This window comes from Flavobacterium branchiophilum NBRC 15030 = ATCC 35035 (assembly GCF_002217205.1).
In the GTDB taxonomy this organism is placed as follows: Bacteria; Bacteroidota; Bacteroidia; order Flavobacteriales; family Flavobacteriaceae; genus Flavobacterium; species Flavobacterium branchiophilum.
This window is the reverse complement of sequence record NZ_MUGT01000048.1, coordinates 13239-38110: the sequence shown is the minus strand read 5'-3', so window position 1 is coordinate 38110 and position 24872 is coordinate 13239. Positions and strand designations below refer to the sequence as shown.

The following is a 24872-nucleotide window of genomic DNA, read 5'->3' as shown; positions in this document are numbered from 1 at the left end:
AATTAATAAAAATAAAAAAAAAACATAAAAAAAACTCCATTTCGCAACTCCATTAAACAAAATACCTACAAACATTAACAAAATTACAGCATATTTTACAAATTCATATAAAACTACACCTTCAGTCATCCTCAAAAAAACTTCTGCACCTACTAAATAGGCTGCTGCATATAAAACTTCGTTGTTCTTATTTTTTTTATATAAAACATACCCTAATCCTACAATGAAAATTAAAACTCCGTATAATAAAGTGATTTTTTTTTCATAATTAGCTAAAATTCCTAGGAAAGCATGTAAAATAATCAAAAAAACATATAAGAGATTATTATTCTTTTTTTGAATCATTTATTTTATTTTTTTAATAATTAATAATCATTTCAAAAGTAATAAATATTGTTTAATTATTGCAGCTTCAGACATGTTATTCAAAATATCAAAATGTAATTTATTTCCTAATTTATTTGATAAAAGTTTATTATTTATTAGTTTTACCAACATTTCATAAAAATGTTTTACATCTCCAGGCATAATAAACAATCCATTATCTTCGTGTTTGATAATATTTGGAATTTCGCCAACTTTTGTAGCAATAACGGGCAAAGAGCAACTGCCATATTCTAACAATGCTAAAGGTAGACCTTCTGAATTTGATGTAAGAATTCCAATAGCAGCTTGTTTTAATATTGATAAAATATCTTTTCTCGAACCGTATAAAAATATAGTGTCTTCCAAATTATTTTCTTTAATAATATTTTGTACTGAAGAAGAATAATCATCTTCAAAATCTTGACCTATCAAATGAAATGTCCAATCAGGATTGCTTTTTCTTAAAAGTTTTGCCGCTTCAATGATTAAAAAATGATTTTTTTGAGGTCTCAAATTTGCTAAACAAACTATTCTTTTACCTATTGTACCTTTTAAAACAGTTGTTGAAGGGATTAATTTTGATAATTGTACAAAATTTGGTACATAATAAATGTCATGTTTTGTGAATTTCTGCTTATGCCAATGTAATAATTGCTGATTTACTACTATATTTCGATTTACAAAATAATTTGCTATTTTTAAAAAAAAATATTTGCGGGTATCTAAAAATTCGCTTTGTCCAAAATGATCGTGCCAAATAATTTTGATACTTGGTTTCAAAAATTTTATCATAACTGCAAAAAAAATCGAGCTACTATGAGCATGTATCCAATTTATATTATTTTTATTTAAAAATTTTAAAAATTTTATTATTACAAAAAAATCTAAAATTCTTTTTCTATTTAAAAATAAATAAGATATTTCACTTTTTAGCTGCGATTTTAACAAACCTTCTTTTCGAGTAACAACAAGACCTGAAAAAGCAATTTCAGACATCAAAACATCTGCATAGTTTACGGCCATGCGTTCTGCTCCTCCTGCATCTAAGCTGTCTATCAATTGTACAATTCTTAATTGGTTATTATTCATTTTATTGTAAGATATTTTTTATTTCATTTTCAAAATAATCCAAAGTATAAAGACGAGACCAGGTCATTGCAGCATTAGAAGTCGTTTGATATAAAATTTCGTCATCTATGAGTAACCTTATTTTATTGGTATCAACATCTAAATCTTCTTGCAATAAAATACCTCTTGCACCGTCTTGCAACATATTTGGCACACATGAAACGGGTGTCGATATAGGAACACATCCCCAAAACATAGCTTCAGCAACTGCTTTTGGCCACCCTTCACTTTGCGAAGGTAGCACTAAAAAATGACTTTCTTGATACGCTTTTTTTATCACTTCTAATGATTGATTCCCATTTAATCGGATATATGAATTTAGCGATTCATTTTTTATATATTGTGCTAAGTTATGGCGTTCAGCCCCTTCACCATACAAATTTAATTGCACATTGTATCCAATTTTATATAATTTTTCTACTAACTGAATAGCATAAATTGGCTTTTTTCCTATTGATAATGTACCCACAAAAATGAATTGTATGGTATTTGTCAAATTCTTTGGTGCAACAGCTAACTTATCTTTGTCGAAATAAGTTGCCGTAAAAAAAGATTTTATATTTTTTGAAACTTTGGGCCACTCACCATAAACCAAAACAGTCATGTTTTTAGTCAAAAATGTATTATTTAATATCAATTTTTGAAGTCTATAACTCAAAGGTTGCTTGGAATTAGAATCCCAATTTCCAGCATATTTGGCTGTTTTTATTTTTTTTGGAAAAAATACTTGCACAATACATCCTAACAAGCCCATGTTTCCTGGACATCTTAAATGTATATGATCGGTAGATTTCATGGCCTTATATAAAGTAAACATGATTATAGGTATTCTAAAAACAGCTTGTACACGTGACTTAATTGTAAGAAAATCAAAAGAGGCAACTTCAGAATAATTTATGTTATTCATTGCATAAGGCAAATCTATAGCCGAAATAACCTGGCTACTTTTTGGTGCAATTATAGTAAAGGAACTACAATAATTACCCCAAATATTCATTTCTCGAACATAAGGTCCATACGAATATATTAATTCATCATGGTATCGATGTTTAGCGTGGGTAACAATTAACATATTCATAATCAATTACTTGATTTATTAAAAAAGTCATGTATAATTCTAGATGTAAAAATTCTAGCTCCTTCGTCATTCAAATGTCCGCAGGACGAAAACAAGTTATCATCTGTAACCACATTTTCATAATTATGAATTTCAGGATATAGTTTTTGCACTTTATCCAAATAATCAATTCCTTTTACATTTGAGCAGATTGGTGTCATTACAGATATTAATTGAATGCCATTTCGCTTACAAATTTTTTTGATGTCTTCATAATATTTATTTTTCAATGGATTCAATTTTGTGTAATTATTCTTCATATTTCCTTTTTTAGAATTATATAAAGGATAGTATCCGTTATGAGCTAAATATACTGTAGAATCTTTAATTGCTGAATTATATGTTTCTCTAAAACCAATTTTATTATCAAATTTGATGTACCTGTAAAAAGGTATATAATAAAGAGCCTTAAAATCAGATTCATTTTCATAATGTTTTTTAATTAAAGTAGATTGATGTAAAAATGGCATAAATCGTGAGGAAATACCTTCGTCTCTATGTTCATTGGCAAGATTCAAATCGACTTCAATAATTATAGTTTTAATCTTAAATTGACGCTCTTCCATCAATTTTAACAACAAATCTGCTTCAAATAAATGAGAAGCACTAATGCCATAATTAAATGTTTTTAGCCCTTTATGTTCAAACATTTCTGCAACAAAATGGTTATTTGCTCTTGACGAACCTAAAATAATTACATCATAATTCAATTTTTTTGAATTCATTACAAACTCAATTTTATTTCTATATTTTGAAGTACTCAATACTTTTGAATATACAAGATCTAACACAATACCTGCTAGAAAAATGATTATGATAATCTTTAAAATTAATTTAAAAAAAGTTGTCATTAAAACTGAAAATATATAAAATTTTTATAATCCGTAAACACTCCAAACATAATGATAGCCACTAAAAACAAAACCAATTTTAATTGTTCATATTTTCCAGAAATAGGTTCAATTTTATATTTATTAAACCACTCTACCATAATAAAAGCAATAATTAATATTAAGATTTCATGATTTTGACGTTGATTTTTCAAAAACTGTATAGAAAAATGATGATTGGTAAACATCCTTTCAATATATCCAAAGGCTTGATGCAAACTCTGAGCTCTAAAAAAAATCCAAGCAAATGAGGTTAATATAAATGTTATAAAGATGTTTGAAATAGTATGGAAACCGTTTTGAAAATTAGTGATAGTAATTTCACCAATATTCTTACGATTTTTTTGCAATAACAATAATGGTAAAAAATACAAAGCATTTAAACCACCCCAAAAAATAAAAGTCCAATTGGCTCCATGCCAAAAACCACTTACAAGAAAAATTATAAATGTATTTTTAATTTGCATCCATTTTCCGCCAACACTACCACCCAATGGAATGTATAAATAGTCCCTAAACCATGAAGAAAGCGACATATGCCAACGCCTCCAAAACTCGGCTATGTCCCGTGAAAAATATGGAAAATCGAAATTTTTCAAAAGTCGTATGCCAAATAATTTAGAAACCCCAAGGGCTATATCAGAATAACCTGAAAAATCACCATATATTTGAAATGAAAAATAAACAGCACCTAATATTAAACTCAAGCTATTCATTTGTTCATAATGATCAAATATAGCATTGGCATAAGTTGCACAACTATCCGCAATCACAACTTTTTTGACAAATCCCCACACAATTTGATATACCCCTTCTTTTGCTAATTGGTAATCAAACTCACGCTTGAATTTAACTTGAGGGAGTAAATGTGTAGCCCTTTCGATAGGTCCAGCAACAAGCAAGGGAAAATAACAGACAAAAATAGAATAATCTATAAAATTTTTCTCTGCTTTTATACGTCCTTTATAAATATCAATAACATAAGATAAACCATGAAAAGTGTAAAATGAAATCCCTACGGGAAGCATAATATCTAATAGTAAAGGGTTGCATTTGAATCCAAAATGCAACAACATTTCCGTAAAGGAAGCAACAAAAAAATTATAGTATTTAAATACACCTAAAAAACCAAGATTAATACCAATACTAGACCAGAACCAAAATTTTTTAATTTTTACATTCGAAGCATTTTCAATTTGTATAGCACTATAAAAATCCAATAAAGTAGAAAATACTAATAAAAATAAAAAATGCCAATTCCAAAAGGAATAAAAAAAATAACTTACAAGAATCAATAATAAATTTTGATTTGTCTTAGATTTATTAAAAACAAACCAATGTAGTATAAATACAGTAATTAAAAAAAAGCAAAATGCAAATGAATTGAAATACATATACTAAAAAATTCTTTGATTATACTTTATAATAAATGACGTTAATTCACGAATTGCACCATTGCCAGAATCATTTTTCAAAACAATATCTACATGATTTTTTACAACATCGGTTGCGTTTTGTGGTGAAAAAGACCAACCTACCCTACATAAATTTGCCAAATCATTTACATCATCTCCCATATAAGCTACATTTGAAAAACATATTTGTTGATCGATAACAAAGCGATTCAAAAATGAAAACTTATCTTTCACGCCTAAAAACACATGTTTTATTTGTAATTTTTCCATTCTTTTAGCTACTAAAGCAGAATTTTCCGATGTTATTACAACAATTTCTACATCAAACTGTCTTACTATTTCAAGCCCCATACCATCTCGCATATCAAACTTTTTGGCTAATTCTCCATGTGCATCATAATACACACAACCATCAGTAAATACTCCATCAACATCTAAAACCAAGTGCGAAATTTTGGCACAATGCTTTTTATTTTTTAATTTTTCAATTAATTTTAATTCTATTATAGTGAAATTATCATAATTAATAGTGTCTATTTTATTATCAGAAAGTGGAACAAAACCAGTAACATTCCTCGAAATGTCATTTGAAAAAGCATAAAATATATTTATTATTTTAAAATTATCTATATGTTTTGGTGTAAATTGGTTGTTCAAAGTACATTCCTGATTTGTAAAACCATGAATAGAATATACATCTTTACATTCATTTTTAGTTAATGTATCAATACAATTATTTAAATCAATACTTTCAATGATTACTCCAAACGGATTTATACAAATTACGTTTTGAAAAGGAAAATTATTATCAACTAAAATAGCACTTATATTAACTTCGTTACTAATAAATTGATTTTTTTGTATGTTTATAAAAGATACATTGGATGCCCAATGGTATTCTTTTTCAAGAGTTACTTTAAAACTATCATTAGAAACAAGAACAACTATTTGGTCTAACTTTGAAAAAATAGCCGTACCGAGTGTCCAAGAAAACAAAGGTCTGCCAACTAACTTTCGTGTGACCAAATGATCTAACTGTTTTTCAGAAAAAACCAAAGAAATAAAACCAATATTCTGACACATAATCTTAAATAAAAAAAACAAAGTTAATAATAATCTATATATAAAATCGTTTAATATCTATTTCTTTATCCATTTCTATATTTTTTTCTATATGCAAAAATAAATGCTTTGCTAAATAGGGTGCTAACATAACCCCCCTAGTACCTAAACCATTTAATAGATGCAATTGTTTATGCAATGGATGTGTACCAACTAAAGGGCGGCGGTCTTTAACCGTTGGCCTGACCCCTGCAAAATGCGACACAATTTCAAAAGAACAATTTAAAATGTCTTTCAATTTATCTATTAATTCTATTTTAGCTGCTTCTGTAGGAATATTGGTTTTATCTGACCAATGATAAGTAGCACCTACTTTAAATAAGTCAGCTCCTAATGGCATAATAAAAATACTCGTATTGACAATAACTTTTAAGTCCAATTCAGATGATTTAATAATTAATAACTCTCCCTTTGTGCCATCTAAAGGCAAATCATTAAAATATGGATTTTGATGTAATCCAAAACCATCTGCAAAAACGATATTTTTGGCTTTAAGTGTTTTATATGATATAAATTCATCATGAAATTGAAGTTGCGAGTAATCAAATTTTTCATACACAATTTTAGACTCTATTTCAAGATAACGGTGATATGTATGCAACAAACTTTGTGTATCTAAAAAACCAGTACCATTTACACAACCATAACCAAAAGGAGCTTCAATATTTTTGATTTGATCAAATTGAATTACAGGATTTAAAAAAGGTACTAAAAGAGGTTTATCTGCTGCAACAAACCAATTGTTTTGTTCTTCAATGGAAAAAAATTTTCTATAAACGGGAATTTTATAATCAAATGACACATTCAATTTTTGTTCAATTTCTTTATAAAAATCATGGGCGAAGTCTAATTGTTCTTTTGCATTCCAAACAGCTGTAAAACGTTTGAGTACAACAGGATTATACATACCCCCAGCCACTAATGAAGCTTGGTGTGAATGATCATCAAAAACAATTATATTTTTTTGGTGCTGTAGTGCAATTTCAGAAAAACTAATCCCTGCCAAACCACTACCTACAATGATATAGTCTAGTATCAAAATACATGTTTAATAACAAAAAACTCTTACTAAAAGTAAGAGTTTTTATAATTTATAAATATTTTTTTTAATAATTCCACATATCAGATTCAAAATCACGTATTTTTTCTTTTACACGATTTGATTCTAATAATTGTTTTTGTGCATTATCTTTCATGTAATCTTTAATTTCTCTATCGCCAAAAACATTTTCCTCTTTGTAAATCAAAGCATTAAATCTTCTTGAATTGAGTAAGTGATCATAAGAAAAAGGCATTGCTGTATTCTTATCGTTAAAAGCTAAAGCATCATGCAACACATCTCTAATTGATGGAAAATAAATCCAAAACAAGTCAATCGTATCAGGATTATCTTTACCTATGTCACGAGCTTCAGGAGCAATAGGACATATAGCCAACAATCGGTATTTTAATTCGCTTTGACGTTTGTCAAAATACCAAAAACCTTTAATTCTGTAACCTACCAAATCAATAGCTGTTAATTCTCTTTCGTTGATATATTGCGGATCTAAAACTTTTGCAACAGGTGTAGAAGCTGGTGTTTCAGAAATTATCTTACCTTTTTTGTTTTTCTTAACAACAGCTGGTATTGGTTTTGGAAAATAATCATCGTAATGATTGTTTATTTCTTCTTTACCCGCATCAGTGGTGTCTCTAAACTTAAAAGTAGATTGCATATCTTTCAAACTTTTTTTAGTATTGAAATAATCATCTGCATAAACTTCTGTAATCTTACCATTTTTAATGTTTTTAATCAAAACATCAAAAAGTGATCTTCTATCTTTACCAATATTGGTCGTATCAATTGGATAATATAAAGGAAAATTAACTCTTTCATCCAAATCAATAATTTCCCATGTAATCTTACCCATCAAAACATCTTTATCATGCACATAGCCATAAGGTAACGGTTTGTCGTTATCTGAAATCAGCTGGGCTGGTGTTTTTTTTCCAATTTGACTAGGTGTTTTTGCATTAAGCAAATTAGATTGCGCATTAGAAACTACTGTTCCTGCTAACAAAGAAACCACCACTAAAAGAGATTTAATTTTCATCTTTATTAATTTTTTGACTATTTAAGATAAACGTAAAACGTAAATTATTATTGTATTTCGTAAATTACTGGAGCTGTTGTTGGCAACATAATTGGAGAACCTGCAACTTTCACTTTGATATCAGAAATCGTTATTTGATCGCCTCTTGTTGATTTTGCCATAGCAGCTTTACATTGTGCATTTACTCTATCTCCTGATACAATTACAGCAGCCTGACCTGTTGCTTTAAATGTAAAACCAACAACTTGTAGATTTACATCAAAATCAAAATCAGGTAATTTTGCAGATACTTGAGATACTTCTAAACGTGATTTTGCACCTTTAACAATACCATCTGTACCACCAATTGCTCCAACAGGTCTTGGTATATTTTTTACTCTAAATACTTTTTTATCAGATACAGTTCCGCTAGTTCCAGGTAATTTTGCAGTAACATTAATAGTAACCTCTGTTCCAGATCCTGGCGACATGGTGTATTTGCCATTTCCAACTTTTGACAAACCAGGTGCGCTTGCATTTACACTATTGTCTGCCACTCCAGCAAACGAAATGGTCATGGGGTTTACAACACCTCTATATACTACGTTCATTTTATCTGCAGAAATAGTTGCAGAATTAGGTCTAGGTACAACAACATAATTTCCTTCAAATGGTACAGGTATTGTTTTTCCATTTTCAACAAATGTAAATTGTCCTTTTAATGTTCTTTCTCCAATAGAACCAGCTGTTTCAGAAATCACTGCTTGACCATTTTCTAATCTACCTGGTCCAGTAAAACTAGTTGGTTTTGTATTTGGATCATATTTTCCTAATACCACAGTACCTTTTACAGATTCACCTTGAAAATAAGCATTTTTTTCTAATACAACGAAACCTTTAAAATTAGTATATGATGCAGCATCTTGAGCAGCTTTTCCTAATAAAGTATTGTAAATATCTGTTTCTGTTTTTTTAATATCATTTTGCCAAGCAGTTAATTTAGTTAAAGAAGCAATTGCTGGAAAATGTTCAAAATGATAAGACAAATACTTTTTAGTAATACCTTCTTTATCCTTTACATCTGCCGTGTTGAATTTTGATTCCACTTCTTTAATTACACCTGATAAATTAGCTTGACCAGCAGTTGCAGCTTTCAATGCAGTAACATACCCATTAATTTTAGCCACAATTTCATTTCCTTTTGCTGAATAATTATCACCCGAAAACCAAGTTTCGTCGATATGAGGCCCTTTATCCATGGCTTCATAAGGTAATTTTCCAGTTTCTTTATCTAGTTCAATACCATTTGTAGCATCTGCTTTCAGCGTTTCTACATAAGCATAAAAATCTTTAGATATTTGAGCAACTTTACCTGCAATTTCTTTGGCTTTACCAAATTCACCTGCATTTTCTGAACCTTTTTGATTCAAAGTTGATAACAATTGTTCGTTACTTGACATGGCAACTTTATTTGCACTATCAAATTTTTCATTCATAAGTCCAAAAGCCGATAACACTTCTTTTGACATATTTAATGCCAACATTGCGATGAAAACTAAATACATCAAGTTAATCATCTTCTGTCTAGGGGTTAATTTTCCTCCTGCCATTTTTCTTAATTAGTTTATTAATAATTGATTTATTAGTCTGAAACTAATTATTATTTGTTACTCATTGCAGAAAGCATTCCGCCATAAACATTATTCAAAGAAGTTAAATTTGAAGTTAAAGATTGCATTTGATCTTTCAATTTCAAATTATTTGCTGCAACCTCTTCGTTTATTTGAGCATTTTTCTCAGCACTTTGTAATTGTAATTTGTATAAACTATTTAAAGACTCCATTTGAGACGCAGCCAATGTTAACTCTTCGCTGTATTTTTTAGTTGAGGCAATCGAATCAACAGTTGGAGCAATTCCTTTTGCAGCAGATTCAAAGTTTTTGATGCTGTTTCCTAAACTTGCCATCAATTCACCATCAATTTTTGCATCTTTCAATAAAGAATCTAATTTTTGTGAAAGCAAACCTTGAGCTTCAGTTGGTGTTTCTTGTTTTTTAACATCTTTCTTTTTAGCTTCTCCACCAGCTAATTCTGGATATACTAAAGACCAATCTAATTCTTTTTCAGCAGGTTCAAATGCTGATAATGCAAAAATAAACGCTTCAGTAATAAGTCCAATTTTAAGTAATAAACTTGCACCTGGTAGGTGTTCTATCTTAAACAACGCTCCAATAATTACTACTGCAGCCCCCATTCCGTAAGTAAAGTTCATTACTTTTTTATTAATCAATGCCATAACTTTTTTTTTTAATGTTAATTTTAATTTATTTTGGTTTTAGTTAATTATTTCTTGGTTTTTCTTGTAGTTTGTGTACCCATATAATCTTGTACTGTTCTGAATCCAATATAACTTCTTGATGTATCTGCATATTCATTATCACGAGTAGCCACTTGAATCATATAAGAAACGTCTTTCCATGAACCTCCTCTTACAACTTTTCTCATGTTTTTTACATCAGAAACGTTAGGGTTCATTGTAGATACAAATTCGTAAGCAGTTGCATCATAAGCAGAGTCTGTCCATTCTGCCACGTTTCCAGCCATATTATACAAATTATATCCATTTGGTTCATACGACTTTGCTTCTACTGTATATAAGGCCTGGTCTGCTGCATAATCCCCACGATCTGGCTTAAAATTGGCCATAAAACAACCTCTATCGTTTTTGGTATAAGGACCACCCCATGGAAAAGTAGCAGATTGTAAACCACCTCTTGCAGCATATTCCCACTCTGCTTCTGTTGGTAATCTAAAAGAGTTCACGTTATCTTGGTGTTTTTTCAAAGACTTAATATATATATTTTTCAACAACGTTCTCCAAGCACAAAAAGCTTTAGCTTGTTTCCAATTTACTCCTACAACTGGATAATCACTATATGCTTGATGCCAAAAATAATCATTGTGCATTGGTTCATTATAGGAATAGGTAAAATCTTTAATCCAAACTGTAGTGTCTGGGTAAATTTCTTCTTTTTCAGTTTTAATAAATTTACTTCTTTTTCCTACTTTGGCTTTTGCGGCTGCTAGAATATCCATCCAAGAATATCTAAATTTCAATTTCTTAACATCAATGGTTCTTAAACCATTATATGACTCAGAAACAGGCACATACATACTATCCATTACTTCAGAATAATATTCATCTGGGTATTTTTTTGGATCGGTAATAAGCTTTATTTTTCTATTTAATTTTCTACCCGCATAAGGATCTTCATCTGTACCAACACTATAATAATTTTCGTACATATATTTATCGTACGGTGTTTGTTTTGCTGGATCTACATCATTAAATGCAAAATCACCAATACTTCCTTTATTTTTACTGCCTTTTCCTGGTTTTGAACCCACTTCGTCTGCTAAGATGGCTAATCTTGTTCTGATAGTTGAATCTTTTACCCATTCCACAAACTGGCGGTATTCACTATTTGTTATTTCAGTTTCGTCCATATAAAACGATCTTACAGTAACCGTTTTGGTGGGAGCATCTTGTACGTTTGCTAAATCGTCATCAGATTTACCCATAATAAAGGCGCCACCTGGTACTAATGTCATTCCATAAGGCTTTTCTGGATTCCATTTTTTACCCTTTACTCCTACTAGCTCTCCTTTATCGCCGGAACTACAACTCGCTAAAGTTGCTAAAATAACTGAAAATGCTACGAATTTCTTCATATAATTGAGGTTGTTAATATAATCTATAATTTAATTCTTAATTGCACATTACGTCAATAATAAACGATTCTTTCACACTTATCTTGATAAGCAAAAGTAATAAAAAATTATTTCAAATCCAAATTTATTTAATTTTTATAAAAAATTTTTATTTTTTTATGCTTTTTTCTTATTTATTCACATCAAAATACATTTTTCCTTTGCGTTTTCCACCATCTTTCGGGAATCTCTTGATTAGTTGCTTGAATATATTCTTCATACGAACATGGTAATAACGTATGTTTTTTGAGTTTATTGTGTTGATCTGAAAAAAAAGGGATTTCAATCCACCATCTTTCTGATTTGTTACTTTTATAAAATACAATTGTTTCACTGTCTATTGGAACAATGTATTTTGTATAGTGATTTTTGGAACCATAAGGATAATCATTTGACCTATAATTGATGCCTTCTATAAAATACCACATCATTTGTGCTATTAAATGGGACTCTGATATAAAATTTTGATGGTTGAAAATTCCTAATATACATACTTTATCACTAATTCCTGCATATCGTGTTAATCCACAAATTTGTTTGCCATCTAAACCATTAGGAATAAATTCATTTAGGTTGCCAGAATCTGATGATTTTACAACATTCATATCAATACTAACCACATCAGCATCTCTCAAAACAGGTTCTGCAATTGTTAAATTATTTGACACCTCGCCTAGTCTATAAGCTTCAAAATACATTTTCTCTATCAAATCAACATCTTCTTGAGGGTTGTAATAAGATTGATACCCTATGTTGCTAAAGTTAAATAAATTATGTGGCTCGTTGATGATGATTTTTGATAAATAGCTATCGTAAGTTATATGGTTTTGGTTGCTACCAAAATCAAACTTTGAGTCGATACAAACCAAATTTACCATTTGGTCTAAATTGTCAAACGCCCTATACATGGGATAGGTTAAATCCTGCGTACCTCCAATTATAATAGGAATAATTTTTTTCTTTAACAAATTTTCTATTACTTTTTCTAATGCAAAATAAGTATCTGCTAAAGTATTTCCTTTTTTGATATTGCCCAAATCGGCCATTAAAACATCCCAATTGCCAGGAAACAAACTATAAAATGATTTTCTAATGTTTATTAAATCATGATAGTGAATTTCTTGATGGGCTCCTCTTCCATCCAAAACACCAATGATAGCAATTTTTACATCGTCTAAATTTGGAACTGCATTTGGTGTGTGTATAGAAACTTTACTACCCAAATGATTAGGAGACAATTGTTTGATGAATGTTTGTACTTCTATTTCTATTGGGGTTAAAAATTCAAATTGCATGTTTTATTTCTTTTTGGATACCGTTTTTTTTGTGGTGGTTGCTTTAGTTGTTGTTGATTTTTTTGCTGGTGCTTTTTTTACGGGTGTTTTTTTTACGGGTGTTTTGGCGGCAATCATCTCTTGCACTTGCAATAAAGTCAATTTACTAGCATCAATATCTTTGCTTAATTCAATTTTTATTTTACCTTTTGTTATAACCGATCGACCCCAACGGGCTTTTTCGACTAAAATACCTTCAGACTCCCAATGGTGTATTACTTTATCAATATTTTTTTGCAATTTATCTTCAATCAATGCTTCGACATCGGCTTGAGATAATCTGTCAAAATCGTATTTTTTACTTACATTAATAAAAATGCCATTCCATTTGATGAATGGGCCAAATCTTCCTGTTCCTTTTTGTACATTTTCGCCTTTGTAAGTTGCAATAGGAGCATCGGCCAAAGCTTTTTCGTCTATGAGTGCTTTGGCTCTTTCAAAGGTTACATCTAATGGGTTTTCGCCTCTTGGCAGGGATATAAAGGCTGCACCATGACGTACATAAGGGCCATATCTACCGTTGCTAACTTCTATTTCTTCGTCTTTGTAATTTCCTAAAATTTTTGGTAATAGGAATAAATTCAAAGCTTCTTCTAAAGTAATATTGCCAATATTTTGATCTTTATTCAAACTGGCAAATTTTTTATCTTCATCATCTGCATGTCCTATTTGAGCCATTGGTCCAAATTTTCCTAATCGTACCGAAATGGGTTTTCCCGATTCTGGATGAATACCTAAAACTCTTTCGCCCGATTCTCTATCTGCATTTGCTTCAACATCTTTAACATTTGGATGAAATTTATCATAAAAATCTTTCATCATTTTAGCCCATTCGATATTGCCTTCTGCTATTTCATCAAAATCTTGTTCTACTTTGGCCGTAAAATGGTAATCTAAAATGTTTCCAAAATTTTTAACTAAAAAATCGGTAACTATTGTACCTATGTCTGTTGGTACTAATTTTCCTTTATCAGAACCCGTATTTTCTTTCAATATTTTAGCGCTAATTTTACCCGCTTTCAAAGTCATTTGATTATAAATACGCTCTTGTCCTTCCAAGTTTCCTTTTTCGACATAATTTCTATTGATAATTGTAGAAATAGTTGGTGCATAGGTGGATGGTCTTCCAATACCCAATTCTTCTAACTTTTTTACCAAAGATGCCTCTGTATATCGTGCTGCCGGACGGGTGTATCTTTCTGTTGCAGTAATGTATTGATTGTTCAAACTTTCGTTAACTCTCAACGCAGGCAACATCCCTTCTTGCTCTTCTTCGTCGTCGTCATTTCCTTCTAAATAAACTTTTAAAAATCCTTCAAAAAGTAGTACTTCGCCCGAAGCTGTAAAATATTCTTTATGATTATCTGCAATTATTTTTACGTTTGTTCGTTCTAGCTGGGCATCGCTCATTTGCGAAGCCAAAGTTCGTTTCCAAATTAAGTCATATAAACGGGCTTGATCTCTGTCTATAGCCACCGTATGTCTGGACATATCTGTGGGTCTTATGGCTTCGTGAGCCTCTTGTACTCCTTTGCTTTTGTTGGCAAACACCCTTGGTTTAGAAAAATCTTTACCATACGACTTGATGATTTCGGCTTGTGCTGCATTCATGGCTTCTTGAGACAAGTTTACACTATCAGTTCTCATATACGTAATCAAACCCGCTTCATACAAGCGTTGGGCTAACTGCATCGTGATGCCTACTGGCAAATACAATTTTCGAGCGGCCTCTTGTTGCAAGGTCGAAGTTGTGAAAGGTGCCGCCGGCGATTTTTTAATTGGTTTGGTTTCAATATCGGCAATTGTATAATTAGAATTGCTGTTTTGATTCAGGAAATCCTCGGCTTCTTTTTGAGTTGCAAAGTTTTTAGGCAATTTTGCTTTAAATGATTTCCCTGCTTGGTTGACAAACTCGGCAACAATTGAATATGAGGCTACTGCTACAAAGTTTTGAATTTCACGTTCCCGTTCTACTATCAAACGAACAGAAACAGACTGTACCCTTCCTGCAGAAAGGCCACCTTTTATTTTTCGCCATAACACTGGCGACAATTCATAGCCCACTAACCTGTCCAAAACCCTACGGGCTTGTTGGGCATTTACAAGATTATAATCTATTTCTCGTGGGTTATCGATGGCTTTTAAAATGGCATTTTTTGTAATTTCATGAAAAACAATTCGCTTAGTTTTCTTTTTGTCTAACTTTAATTCTTCGGCCAAGTGCCACGAAATAGCCTCTCCCTCTCGGTCCTCATCGGATGCTAACCATACCATTTCTGCTTTTTTTGAAAGGGCTTTTAGTTTTGCTACCAAGGCACGTTTGTCTGCAGATACTTCGTATCGGGGCTTGAATCCATCTTCTACATCTACGCCAATTTCTTTTGAAGGCAAATCGGCTATGTGTCCATAACTGGATTCTACTTGAAAATCTGCTCCTAAAAACTTTTCAATTGTTTTGGCTTTTGCAGGAGACTCAACTATAACTAAATTCTTTGCCATCGGAGTTTTATTTTTTTTTTGGGGACAAAAGTAATTATTTTTTATATATTAATTTTCAAATTCATTTTTTAAATTCAATTTGAATCATCAGTTCCAATGAGATCAATTTCAGAAGTGTCTTCAAAACCAATCATTTGTTTGTAAATTAAATATTGCGGAATAATGGCAATACTAAATGTAGCAAGAAGACCAACGCCACATAACAGCAAGCCTAATATTGTGGCTAATATCCCAAGCACCATGCGTAATAAAAATTTTTCAATCCAGTTTTTATTTCCAATTGCAAATGACAATTTTACGATTTCAGTTATAGTTAAATCAGGGTTGAAGGCATATACAACCACTATATAACTAATAGGAACAACGGCATAAATTATTGGCAAACAACACATTAAATAAAAAGCCAACATCAAAACAACTTGAGCCAAACCTATTTGAAATGTTTTGGCAAAATTTTGTTTTTTCATCAAATAAAAAAAATCGTTGGTCGAATGTTGTTCGTCGTGATCTATTTTTTTATAAATGATAAATAAGCCCCCGATTAGGCTGGTGCTTATGGTCATGATTAATGAAAAAAAGGTAACCGCCACAAAAACCATCAAAAGAATAGTTAAAAGAGAGATATCCGAAAAATCGTTTGGACTTGTAAACTGCATGACTCCAAAAAAGAATGAAATGGGGAACATAACAAGCATTTCTATGGCAAAAACCGCAATAATTAAAAATACCATACATAGCAATCCTTGTACCCAAGTGGCTTGAAAAAATTCTAAAGTTTCGCCAAAAATATAGCCAAAAGATATACCTTCTGATTGATTTATTTTTTGTTTAATTTCATTAAAATTCATAATAATTTAAAATATTTAGTTGATCATATACTTCATTTGCAATATTCAAAAAAAACGAAAACATACGGGTTACATTAAAATTTTGGTCAAAGTTACAATTTAAACAAAAATGAAGTAACGGGGTATTTTCGGTTTCATAATATTTGAAATCAAACATTAAAACAAAATTAAAGCTTGATTTTTTTTGCAATAATACTAATTTTAAGTTAAAAAACAACTGCCAAGTTGTCATATTTTAGCAAAATTGCACTATCTTTGCAAAACCTATTCAGAATAAAATTTATTTTAAAACTTTTATGGAAAAAGAAATTGACGAAAAAGTACAAGGTAATAGCTTGATAATCAATAACAAAGAAGGTAATTTGAAAAAATTATATATAGAAAGTTATGGTTGTGCAATGAATTTTGCTGACAGTGAAATTGTAGCTTCAATTTTATTGGAAAATGGATATAACACCACTTCAGAATTAGAAGAAGCGGATCTTGTATTGGTTAATACTTGTTCTATAAGAGATAAAGCAGAGCAAACTATCCGAAAAAGATTAGAAAAATACAATGCTGTTAAACGAAAAAACAGTCAAATGAAAGTGGGTGTTTTGGGTTGTATGGCCGAACGATTGAAAAATCAATTTTTGGAAGAAGAAAAAATTGTTGATTTGGTTGTTGGTCCAGATGCTTATAAAGATTTGCCCAACTTGTTGAAAGAAGTTGAAAGTGGTAGAGAGGCCATTAATGTAATATTATCTAAAGAAGAAACTTATGGCGACATTTCGCCTGTAAGGTTGATGAGCAACGGCGTTACTGCATTTGTTTCCATTACAAGAGGTTGCGATAATATGTGTACGTTTTGCGTAGTGCCATTTACAAGAGGTCGAGAACGCAGCCGAGACCCACAAAGTATTTTGAATGAAATTTTAGATTTGCAAAACAAAAATTATAAAGAAATTACATTACTTGGCCAAAACGTAGATAGTTATTTATGGTATGGTGGTGGTTTAAAGAAAGATTTTGTTAATGCTTCAGACATGCAAAAAGCAACTGCCGTTGGATTTGACCAACTTTTAGAGATGGTAGCTACTACTTTTCCTAAATTGAGAATCCGATTTTCTACATCAAACCCACAAGATATGCACGATAATGTGTTGCATGTAATTGCCAAATATGATAATATTTGTAAACACATCCATTTGCCTGTGCAATCTGGAAGCAATAGGATATTGAAAGCCATGAACCGACTACACACCAGAGAAGAATATATCGGTTTAATAAGAAAAATAGAACAAATTATTCCAAATTGTGCTGTAACTCAAGATTTAATAGCCGGTTTTCCAACAGAAACCGAAGCAGACCATCAAGATACATTGCATTTGATGGAAAGTGTCAAATACAGTTTTGGTTATATGTATGCCTACTCTGAAAGACCAGGTACCTTGGCAGGGCGAAAAATGGAAGATGATGTGCCAGAAACAGTAAAATTAAGAAGGTTGCAAGAAATAGTAGATTTGCAACGCATTCATAGCGGCTTTAGGACCCAAGAATTTTTAGGTCAAACCGTTGAAGTTTTAATAGAAAAAACATCTAAAAAGTCTGAAAATGATTGGTCTGGAAGAAATTCACAAAGTATTATGGTTGTTTTTCCTAAAGAAAAGTATCAAATTGGTGAATTTGTAAATGTAAAAATTACCCATTGCACTAGCGGTACTTTAATTGGGAATGCTGTTGGTTATAGTGATATGAATAAAGACAATCAAACTTTAAGAGTATAAAAAAATTGTAGTTCCCAACTGATTTTTAAATCGAAACTACAATATTATTTAAATAAAATGGACGAATTAATACAAAATGTAAAGAATCTAGCCGAAGTTTATTCTGCAAACTTGAAAGCAAAAATCGAAGCAAGAACAGAGGAAATGAAAGTAGATGAAAACTCTCATTATCTTATTTATCGTGTTTTGGGCATTTCTTTTCAAGAAGGACAATTGATTGACCAATATCAAAACACAGGACGATTTCTTTATAAGTATGCAGGTTCATTTCTTGAAGAAGCAGCAACTTTATGCTTAAATTATAAATTTCCTGATGGAATAAAAACTAAAGTAGAAAACACGATAGGGCAACGACCTAAAACATTTGAAATTGACTTTCTAAATGCCAATGACGCAATTGAAGTTAAATGGAGAGACGCTACTACTGACGGAGATTATATTACAAAAGAACATACGAGAGTTCAAGTAATACGAAATCACGGATATAAACCTATTAGAGTTATGTTCTATTACCCACAAAGAGAACAAGCAATCAGAATTCAGCAAACTCTAAAAACACTTTATGCAGGTGTGGAAGGAGCATATTATGGCGGTGATGAAGCTTGGGAATACTTAAAAGCTTATTCAGGTGTTGACCTAAAAGCTATTTTAACAGAAATTGCTAACGAAAGAACACCCGAAAATGGAAACTAATAAAATCTATCACGGAAATTGTGTTGAAAAACTCAAAGAAATGGGAGACAACAAAGTGGACTTGATTTACTTTGACCCACCTTTTTTTACGCAACGCAAACACAGTCTTACAAATAAAGACAATTCTAAAACGTATGAATTTGACGACAAATACAATTCTATTGAAGAGTATTTAACTCTTGTAGAAAATGTTTTACAAGAATCAAAAAGGGTTTTAAAAAATACAGGAAGTGTATTTCTTCATTGCGACAAAACGGCATCGCACCATATTAGAGTGGTGATGGACAAGATTTTTGGACGTGAAAATTTCCAAAGTGAAATTATTTGGTCATATAAAAGATGGTCTAATGCAAAAAAAGGAATTAAATAAATGGTTTGAAATAACAAAATTCATTACTTTTTATATTACTCATTAAAAGTATTTATAAAAAAATACTCTTTTTATCATTTAAAAATAATACCATTATATAAAATAATTTGGCCTCAACAAAAAAATGGAAACAGTACAAAATATTAAACAACGGTTTGAAATTATAGGCAACGATCCCAAACTCAACCGTGCTATTGAAAAAGCGATACAGGTGGCTCCAACTGATATTTCGGTATTGATTACGGGCGAAAGTGGGGTAGGCAAAGAAAACATGCCCAAAATTATACATGCCTTGTCTCATAGAAAACATGGCAAATATATAGCTGTAAATTGTGGTGCCATACCTGAAGGAACAATTGACAGCGAACTTTTTGGACACGAAAAAGGAGCTTTTACAGGGGCAACCAACACTCGTGAAGGTTATTTTGAAGTAGCCAACGGAGGTACTATATTTTTAGACGAAGTGGGCGAGTTACCCCTTACAACACAAGTTCGCTTGCTTCGGGTTTTGGAAAATGGTGAATTTATCAAAGTAGGTTCTTCGCAGGTTCAAAAAACAAATGTGAGAATTGTAGCAGCAACCAATGTCAATTTATTTGAAGCTATTGATAAAGGAAAATTTAGAGAAGATTTGTACTATCGATTAAGTACCGTAGATATTACCTTACCCGCTTTGCGAGACCGCAAAGACGATATTCATTTGCTGTTTAGAAAATTTTCGGCAGATTTTGCTCATAAATACAAAATGCCTCCTTTGAAATTAGAAGATCAAGCCATACATTTGCTTCAAAAATTTAGATGGAGTGGCAACATCAGACAATTGAGAAATGTTGCCGAACAAATATCTGTGCTAGAAACCCATCGAGACATTTCGGTCCAAACCTTGCAAAGCTATCTTCCTATAGAGGGCAGCCATTTGCCATCGGTAATTAAAAACAAAAAATCTGATAGCGATTTTAGTACAGAAAGAGATATTTTGTATAAAGTGTTGTTTGATATGAAAAGTGATTTGAATGATTTGAAAAAATTAACATTAGAATTGATGAAAAATGGAAGCAGCAAAACCCAAGAAATCAATTCAAATTTGATTCAAAAAATATATGGTTCAAATGAATTGGATAACGAAATTAGCTACGAAACATCGCCTACAACCACAGTGATTGCTACACAAAATAATGAAAATAATTTTGAAGACAATGACGATGACTATCTATTTGCAGAAACAGTAGAGGAAGAAGAAGAGATATTAAGATTGGAAAAAAAAGAAATCGAAATGATCAAAAAATCATTAGAAAAAAACAAAGGCAAACGCAAAGCGGCAGCTGATGAATTGGGCATTTCTGAAAGAACTTTATACAGAAAAATCAAACAATTTGATTTATAAAATACCTAAAAAAAATGAAAAAAACAAACTTATTGATGCTATTTATTGTTTCACTTTTGGTTTGTAGCTGTGGGATTTACAATTTTACGGGTACAGGCACTATCGATGCCAAAACGTTTCAAGTAAATAATTTTCAGAACAATGCCTTGCTTATAGAACCCGGAATAGATAGACGATTGACACAAAAATTACAAAATTTAATTCAAGATCAAACCAATTTGAATTTGACCAATTCAGGCGGTGAACTCTTGTATGAAGGCGAAATTACAGAATACCGCATCAGTCCGATGTCAGCAACTGCCGATCAAACGGCGGCACAAAACCGACTAACCATAACTGTTAAAGTAAAATTTTCTAACAAAAATAAAGAAAAAGACGATTTTGAAAAATCATTTTCGTTTTATCATGATTATGCCGGAACCGCACAATTGACAGGAAAACAACTCAATGATGCACTCGAAGATATTTTTGAAAGAATTACACAAGATATTTTTAACGAATCGTTGGCCAAATGGTAATGCTCAATTACAAAAATAAAAAATGACCTTAACAGAATTTACAACATTGATTAACCAACCCGATGCCATTGCCGAAGAGCATATTGATTTATTGGGTAAAATACTAGACGATTTTCCTTACCTTCAAAGTGCTAGAGCCTTGAGGCTTAAAGCTTTGTATAATCAAAATAGTTTTAAATACAATTTTGCTCTTAAAGTTACAGCGGCCCACACCACAGACAGAAGTGTGTTGTTTGATTTTATTACAGCCTCTGATTTTGTAAAAGCTTCGCAAATAAATTTATCAGAAAAAACAGATACAAAATCAATACCAACAGATGAGCAACCTCAAGCATTTGAAGAGGTAAAAACAGCAGCCAATGAACCAATTATTGCAGCCGCAGCCGATTTTGAAATTACAGAAAAAACCGATGCCGATGTGGTAAACGACATACCTTTAACAACCGTTAATCCTACATTTTCAAAAGCCGAACAATCCATAATCGATTCCATCAACATTTCTGAAAAAAACGGGTTATCGTCGCCTTTAGAGGAAAAATTAGAAATTGGAAAACCGTTGCCATTTTCAAAAAACGAGAAACATTCGTTTCAAGAATGGCTCGAACTAGCGAAATTTCAGCCCATAACACGAGACGAAAAGCCAGAAAACAGCCAAAAAGAGGTGCCTTTAGACCCAATTAGAAGAAAAAAATTGGCCTTAATTGACAAATTTATTGAAACAAGTCCAAAGATACCTCAAATAGACAAAACCACCGCCATCACCCATATTCAGAGGCCTAAAGAAGAAAACAACACCCATTTGATGACCGAAACGTTGGCCAAAGTGTACCTTGAACAGAAAAAATATTTAAAAGCAATTCAAGCTTATGAAATATTAATTTTGAAATATCCAGAAAAAAGTAGTTTATTTGCAAATCGAATTTTGGATATTAAAAATTTACAACAAAATAACAATTAATAAATATCATTATGTTTTCAATTTTTTTAATTTTAATCACAATTGTTTGTTTACTACTTATCGTAGTTATTATGGTTCAAAACCCAAAAGGTGGCGGATTATCATCGTCAATTGGAGGATCACAAATGTTGGGTGGAGTACAAAAAACCACTGATTTTTTAGATAAAAGTACTTGGACATTAGGAGCCGTTTTGCTCGTTTTAATTTTATTGTCGAGTTTGAGTTTTATTGGCAACGATACTGCATCAAAAATTATTGATGAAAAAGAAATTGCAGCGCCAAAACCAACAACTCCTGCAGCACCAGCAGCACCTGCTCCAGCTACAGAAAAAAAATAATTCCTAAAAATAGCTTAAATTCAAAAAAACAAATAAAAGCATTTCATTAGATTTACTTTATATTTTTTTTGTGGCAACACATGCTACCTTATAGTATTTTAAAAAATGATTAAAAATGCCAATTTTGACAAGTTGGCATTTTTTTATGCTAAAATGTCAGTAATTTGAACTTGGCACAATTTCTGATTTGAAAAAAGAAACATAACCAAATATTAATTTTAAAATATAAAAATGATGACACAAAACATTAAACCATTAGCAGACAGAGTACTTATAGAACCTGTTGCTGCCGAAACACAAACTGCGTCAGGAATTTTTATTCCAGATACTGCCAAAGAAAAACCACAAAAAGGCACAGTAGTAGCTGTGGGCAACGGCAAAAAAGACCAACCCCTAACCGTAAAAGTGGGCGACACTGTTTTGTATGGTAAATATGCAGGAACAGAATTGAAACACGAAGGTAAAGATTATCTTATCATGCGTGAAGACGATATTTTAGCAATAATATAAGTTTATAACTTCAGGCAAGAAGTTTTGACTATTGAAAAAAAAACAACTTTAAACATTTAACCTTAAACAAAAAATTAAAATGGCAAAAGATATAAAATTTGATATTGAAGCACGTGACGGATTAAAACGTGGAGTTGATGCGTTAGCAAATGCAGTAAAAGTTACTTTGGGACCAAAAGGACGAAATGTAATAATAGGAAAATCATTTGGTGGCCCAAATGTTACTAAAGATGGTGTAACAGTGGCCAAGGAGATAGAATTGAAAGACCCATTAGAGAATATGGGAGCTCAAATGGTAAAAGAAGTTGCTTCTAAAACCAATGATTTGGCAGGAGACGGAACCACTACGGCAACAGTATTAGCACAAGCCATTGTAAAAGAAGGACTGAAAAACGTTGCTGCGGGTGCCAATCCAATGGATTTAAAAAGAGGTATTGATAAAGCCGTTGAAGCTATTGTTGCCGATTTGAAAAGTCAAGCAAAAGTGGTGGGTAGCGATTCTGAAAAAATCAAACAAATTGCATCTATTTCTGCCAATAACGACGAAGTTATTGGAGAATTAATTGCAACTGCTTTTTCAAAAGTAGGTAAAGAAGGTGTTATTACGGTAGAAGAAGCTAAAGGAACAGACACATTTGTAGATGTTGTCGAAGGGATGCAGTTTGACAGAGGATACCTTTCGCCATACTTTGTAACCAATCCAGAAAAAATGGAGGCCGAACTAGACAATCCTTATATTTTATTATATGATAAAAAAGTATCGTCGTTAAAAGAATTGTTGCCTGTATTAGAGCCAGTAGCACAATCAGGAAAACCTTTATTGATTATTGCAGAAGATGTAGATGGCGAAGCATTATCTACCTTGGTAGTGAATAAATTGCGTGGAGCTTTAAAAATTGCTGCCGTAAAAGCCCCTGGTTTTGGCGATAGAAGAAAAGCCATGCTAGAAGATATTGCCATTTTAACAGGTGGTACAGTCATTTCTGAAGAAAGAGGCTATACCTTAGAAAATACCACCATTGAAATGTTGGGAACTGCAAAAAGAGTGAGTATAGACAAAGACAACACCACCATTGTGAGCGGTGCTGGTGATGCCGATAACATTAAAAACCGTGTGAATCAAATTAGAGGTCAAATGGAGAGCACAACCTCTGACTACGACCGAGAAAAATTGCAAGAGCGTTTGGCTAAATTAGCTGGAGGTGTGGCAGTATTGTATGTGGGCGCTGCTTCTGAAGTAGAAATGAAAGAGAAAAAAGACCGTGTAGATGATGCCCTTCATGCCACACGTGCTGCAGTAGAAGAAGGAATTGTAGCTGGTGGAGGCGTTGCCTTGTTGAGAGCCAAAGCTGTTTTGAGCCATATAAAAGCAGACAATGCCGACGAAGCAACAGGTATTCAAATTGTATCTCGAGCAGTAGAAGCACCTTTGAGAACCATTGTTGAAAACGCTGGTTTAGAAGGCTCGGTAGTAGTAGCAAAAGTTGCCGAAGGCTCAGGTGATTTTGGATATAACGCCAAAACCGACGAATATGTGGATATGCTAAAAGCAGGAATCATTGACCCTAAAAAAGTAACTCGTGTAGCTTTGGAAAATGCTGCCTCTGTTGCAGGTATGATTTTAACTACAGAATGTGCATTGATCGACATTAAAGAAGACGCTCCTGCTGGTGGAATGCCAATGGGCGGTGGAATGCCAGGCATGATGTAATTCTTTTTTTTAAATAACACTTTAATCCCCCTAAAATTTAGTTTTATAAAACTATTTTTTAG

Annotated in this window: 22 protein-coding genes and 1 pseudogene; 9 read left to right on the top strand and 14 right to left on the bottom strand. The window is 31.8% G+C overall.

Annotation, left to right across the window (positions count from 1 at the left end; genetic code table 11):
* The 14 genes and pseudogenes from B0A58_RS06980 to B0A58_RS06915 all read right to left on the bottom strand — a co-directional run.
* Nucleotides 1-345, bottom strand: a pseudogene (locus B0A58_RS06980) (O-antigen ligase family protein); the annotation flags it as partial.
* Nucleotides 346-372: 27 nt separating this feature from the next.
* Nucleotides 373-1455 (bottom strand): glycosyltransferase, encoded by a 1083-nt coding sequence (locus tag B0A58_RS06975; RefSeq protein ID WP_089080453.1) that lies wholly within the window; start codon nucleotides 1453-1455, stop codon nucleotides 373-375.
* Between the two features lies 1 nt (nucleotide 1456).
* Complete coding sequence (locus B0A58_RS06970) at nucleotides 1457-2572, bottom strand: glycosyltransferase family 4 protein (protein ID WP_089080452.1); 1116 nt, start codon at nucleotides 2570-2572, stop codon at nucleotides 1457-1459.
* Nucleotides 2573-2574: 2 nt separating this feature from the next.
* Nucleotides 2575-3336: a hypothetical protein gene (locus B0A58_RS06965; protein WP_133063082.1), complete on the bottom strand. Its 762-nt coding sequence runs from the start codon at nucleotides 3334-3336 to the stop codon at nucleotides 2575-2577.
* Nucleotides 3337-3461: 125 nt separating this feature from the next.
* Nucleotides 3462-4895, bottom strand: a complete 1434-nt coding sequence (locus B0A58_RS06960; RefSeq protein ID WP_089080450.1) for an MBOAT family O-acyltransferase — start codon at nucleotides 4893-4895, stop codon at nucleotides 3462-3464.
* Nucleotides 4896-4898: 3 nt separating this feature from the next.
* The gene (locus B0A58_RS06955) at nucleotides 4899-5999 is read right to left on the bottom strand and encodes a KdsC family phosphatase (RefSeq protein WP_089080449.1); all 1101 of its coding nucleotides are present in this window, start codon (nucleotides 5997-5999) and stop codon (nucleotides 4899-4901) included.
* 34 nt (nucleotides 6000-6033) lie between these two features.
* The gene (locus B0A58_RS06950) at nucleotides 6034-7074 is read right to left on the bottom strand and encodes an NAD(P)/FAD-dependent oxidoreductase (protein WP_165766305.1); all 1041 of its coding nucleotides are present in this window, start codon (nucleotides 7072-7074) and stop codon (nucleotides 6034-6036) included.
* Between the two features lie 70 nt (nucleotides 7075-7144).
* Nucleotides 7145-8131: a type IX secretion system ring subunit PorN/GldN gene (gene porN, locus B0A58_RS06945; RefSeq protein WP_089080447.1), complete on the bottom strand. Its 987-nt coding sequence runs from the start codon at nucleotides 8129-8131 to the stop codon at nucleotides 7145-7147.
* 47 nt (nucleotides 8132-8178) lie between these two features.
* The gene (gene porM, locus B0A58_RS06940) at nucleotides 8179-9720 is read right to left on the bottom strand and encodes a type IX secretion system motor protein PorM/GldM (protein WP_089080446.1); all 1542 of its coding nucleotides are present in this window, start codon (nucleotides 9718-9720) and stop codon (nucleotides 8179-8181) included.
* Nucleotides 9721-9770: 50 nt separating this feature from the next.
* Entirely contained in the window at nucleotides 9771-10406 is a 636-nt protein-coding gene (gene porL, locus B0A58_RS06935) for a type IX secretion system motor protein PorL/GldL (RefSeq protein ID WP_014084440.1), read from the bottom strand.
* A 47-nt stretch (nucleotides 10407-10453) separates the two neighbouring features.
* Nucleotides 10454-11842, bottom strand: a complete 1389-nt coding sequence (gene porK / locus B0A58_RS06930) for a T9SS ring complex lipoprotein PorK/GldK (RefSeq protein ID WP_089080445.1) — start codon at nucleotides 11840-11842, stop codon at nucleotides 10454-10456.
* A gap of 182 nt (nucleotides 11843-12024) precedes the next feature.
* Nucleotides 12025-13176 (bottom strand): formimidoylglutamase, encoded by a 1152-nt coding sequence (locus B0A58_RS06925; protein WP_089080444.1) that lies wholly within the window; start codon nucleotides 13174-13176, stop codon nucleotides 12025-12027.
* Nucleotides 13177-13179: 3 nt separating this feature from the next.
* The gene (gene topA, locus B0A58_RS06920; RefSeq protein WP_089080443.1) at nucleotides 13180-15714 is read right to left on the bottom strand and encodes a type I DNA topoisomerase; all 2535 of its coding nucleotides are present in this window, start codon (nucleotides 15712-15714) and stop codon (nucleotides 13180-13182) included.
* Nucleotides 15715-15788: 74 nt separating this feature from the next.
* Entirely contained in the window at nucleotides 15789-16562 is a 774-nt protein-coding gene (locus B0A58_RS06915) for a hypothetical protein (RefSeq protein ID WP_089080442.1), read from the bottom strand.
* A gap of 296 nt (nucleotides 16563-16858) precedes the next feature.
* Between B0A58_RS06915 and miaB the strand changes: the two genes are divergently transcribed.
* The 9 genes from miaB (at nucleotide 16859) to groL (ending at nucleotide 24810) form a co-directional block, all read left to right on the top strand.
* Nucleotides 16859-18328, top strand: a complete 1470-nt coding sequence (gene miaB / locus B0A58_RS06905) for a tRNA (N6-isopentenyl adenosine(37)-C2)-methylthiotransferase MiaB (protein ID WP_089080440.1) — start codon at nucleotides 16859-16861, stop codon at nucleotides 18326-18328.
* A 57-nt stretch (nucleotides 18329-18385) separates the two neighbouring features.
* Nucleotides 18386-19021, top strand: a complete 636-nt coding sequence (locus tag B0A58_RS06900; protein WP_089080439.1) for an ApaLI family restriction endonuclease — start codon at nucleotides 18386-18388, stop codon at nucleotides 19019-19021.
* Entirely contained in the window at nucleotides 19011-19391 is a 381-nt protein-coding gene (locus B0A58_RS06895) for a DNA methyltransferase (protein WP_089080438.1), read from the top strand. The genes B0A58_RS06900 and B0A58_RS06895 overlap by 11 nt, the downstream gene beginning before the upstream one ends.
* 124 nt (nucleotides 19392-19515) lie before the next feature.
* On the top strand, nucleotides 19516-20775 hold the full coding sequence (locus tag B0A58_RS06890; RefSeq protein WP_089080437.1) for a sigma-54 interaction domain-containing protein: 1260 nt from the start codon (nucleotides 19516-19518) through the stop codon (nucleotides 20773-20775).
* Between the two features lie 14 nt (nucleotides 20776-20789).
* The gene (locus B0A58_RS06885; protein ID WP_014084448.1) at nucleotides 20790-21293 is read left to right on the top strand and encodes an LptE family protein; all 504 of its coding nucleotides are present in this window, start codon (nucleotides 20790-20792) and stop codon (nucleotides 21291-21293) included.
* Nucleotides 21294-21315: 22 nt separating this feature from the next.
* Entirely contained in the window at nucleotides 21316-22251 is a 936-nt protein-coding gene (locus tag B0A58_RS06880; protein WP_089080436.1) for a hypothetical protein, read from the top strand.
* Between the two features lie 5 nt (nucleotides 22252-22256).
* Nucleotides 22257-22589 carry a preprotein translocase subunit SecG gene (gene secG, locus B0A58_RS06875; protein WP_089080435.1) on the top strand — a complete coding sequence of 111 codons (333 nt, stop codon included), beginning with the start codon at nucleotides 22257-22259 and terminating at the stop codon, nucleotides 22587-22589.
* A gap of 234 nt (nucleotides 22590-22823) precedes the next feature.
* Nucleotides 22824-23099 carry a co-chaperone GroES gene (locus B0A58_RS06870; protein ID WP_014084451.1) on the top strand — a complete coding sequence of 92 codons (276 nt, stop codon included), beginning with the start codon at nucleotides 22824-22826 and terminating at the stop codon, nucleotides 23097-23099.
* Nucleotides 23100-23178: 79 nt separating this feature from the next.
* Nucleotides 23179-24810, top strand: a complete 1632-nt coding sequence (gene groL, locus B0A58_RS06865; protein WP_089080434.1) for a chaperonin GroEL — start codon at nucleotides 23179-23181, stop codon at nucleotides 24808-24810.
* The last annotated feature ends 62 nt before the right edge of the window (nucleotides 24811-24872 follow it).

Coding starts and splice junctions, on each gene's coding strand:
- porN (WP_089080447.1), bottom strand. CDS start 8,131: ATGAAAATTAAATCTCTTTTAGTGGTGGTTTCTTTGTTAGCAGGAACA.
- B0A58_RS06955 (WP_089080449.1), bottom strand. CDS start 5,999: ATGTGTCAGAATATTGGTTTTATTTCTTTGGTTTTTTCTGAAAAACAG.
- B0A58_RS06965 (WP_133063082.1), bottom strand. CDS start 3,336: ATGAATTCAAAAAAATTGAATTATGATGTAATTATTTTAGGTTCGTCA.
- B0A58_RS06890 (WP_089080437.1), top strand. CDS start 19,516: ATGGAAACAGTACAAAATATTAAACAACGGTTTGAAATTATAGGCAAC.
- porL (WP_014084440.1), bottom strand. CDS start 10,406: ATGGCATTGATTAATAAAAAAGTAATGAACTTTACTTACGGAATGGGG.
- B0A58_RS06970 (WP_089080452.1), bottom strand. CDS start 2,572: ATGAATATGTTAATTGTTACCCACGCTAAACATCGATACCATGATGAA.
- groL (WP_089080434.1), top strand. CDS start 23,179: ATGGCAAAAGATATAAAATTTGATATTGAAGCACGTGACGGATTAAAA.
- B0A58_RS06870 (WP_014084451.1), top strand. CDS start 22,824: ATGACACAAAACATTAAACCATTAGCAGACAGAGTACTTATAGAACCT.
- porK (WP_089080445.1), bottom strand. CDS start 11,842: ATGAAGAAATTCGTAGCATTTTCAGTTATTTTAGCAACTTTAGCGAGT.
- porM (WP_089080446.1), bottom strand. CDS start 9,720: ATGGCAGGAGGAAAATTAACCCCTAGACAGAAGATGATTAACTTGATG.
- B0A58_RS06880 (WP_089080436.1), top strand. CDS start 21,316: ATGACCTTAACAGAATTTACAACATTGATTAACCAACCCGATGCCATT.
- B0A58_RS06925 (WP_089080444.1), bottom strand. CDS start 13,176: ATGCAATTTGAATTTTTAACCCCAATAGAAATAGAAGTACAAACATTC.
- B0A58_RS06975 (WP_089080453.1), bottom strand. CDS start 1,455: ATGAATAATAACCAATTAAGAATTGTACAATTGATAGACAGCTTAGAT.
- B0A58_RS06885 (WP_014084448.1), top strand. CDS start 20,790: ATGAAAAAAACAAACTTATTGATGCTATTTATTGTTTCACTTTTGGTT.
- B0A58_RS06895 (WP_089080438.1), top strand. CDS start 19,011: ATGGAAACTAATAAAATCTATCACGGAAATTGTGTTGAAAAACTCAAA.
- miaB (WP_089080440.1), top strand. CDS start 16,859: ATGGAAAAAGAAATTGACGAAAAAGTACAAGGTAATAGCTTGATAATC.
- topA (WP_089080443.1), bottom strand. CDS start 15,714: ATGGCAAAGAATTTAGTTATAGTTGAGTCTCCTGCAAAAGCCAAAACA.
- B0A58_RS06915 (WP_089080442.1), bottom strand. CDS start 16,562: ATGAATTTTAATGAAATTAAACAAAAAATAAATCAATCAGAAGGTATA.
- B0A58_RS06960 (WP_089080450.1), bottom strand. CDS start 4,895: ATGTATTTCAATTCATTTGCATTTTGCTTTTTTTTAATTACTGTATTT.
- B0A58_RS06900 (WP_089080439.1), top strand. CDS start 18,386: ATGGACGAATTAATACAAAATGTAAAGAATCTAGCCGAAGTTTATTCT.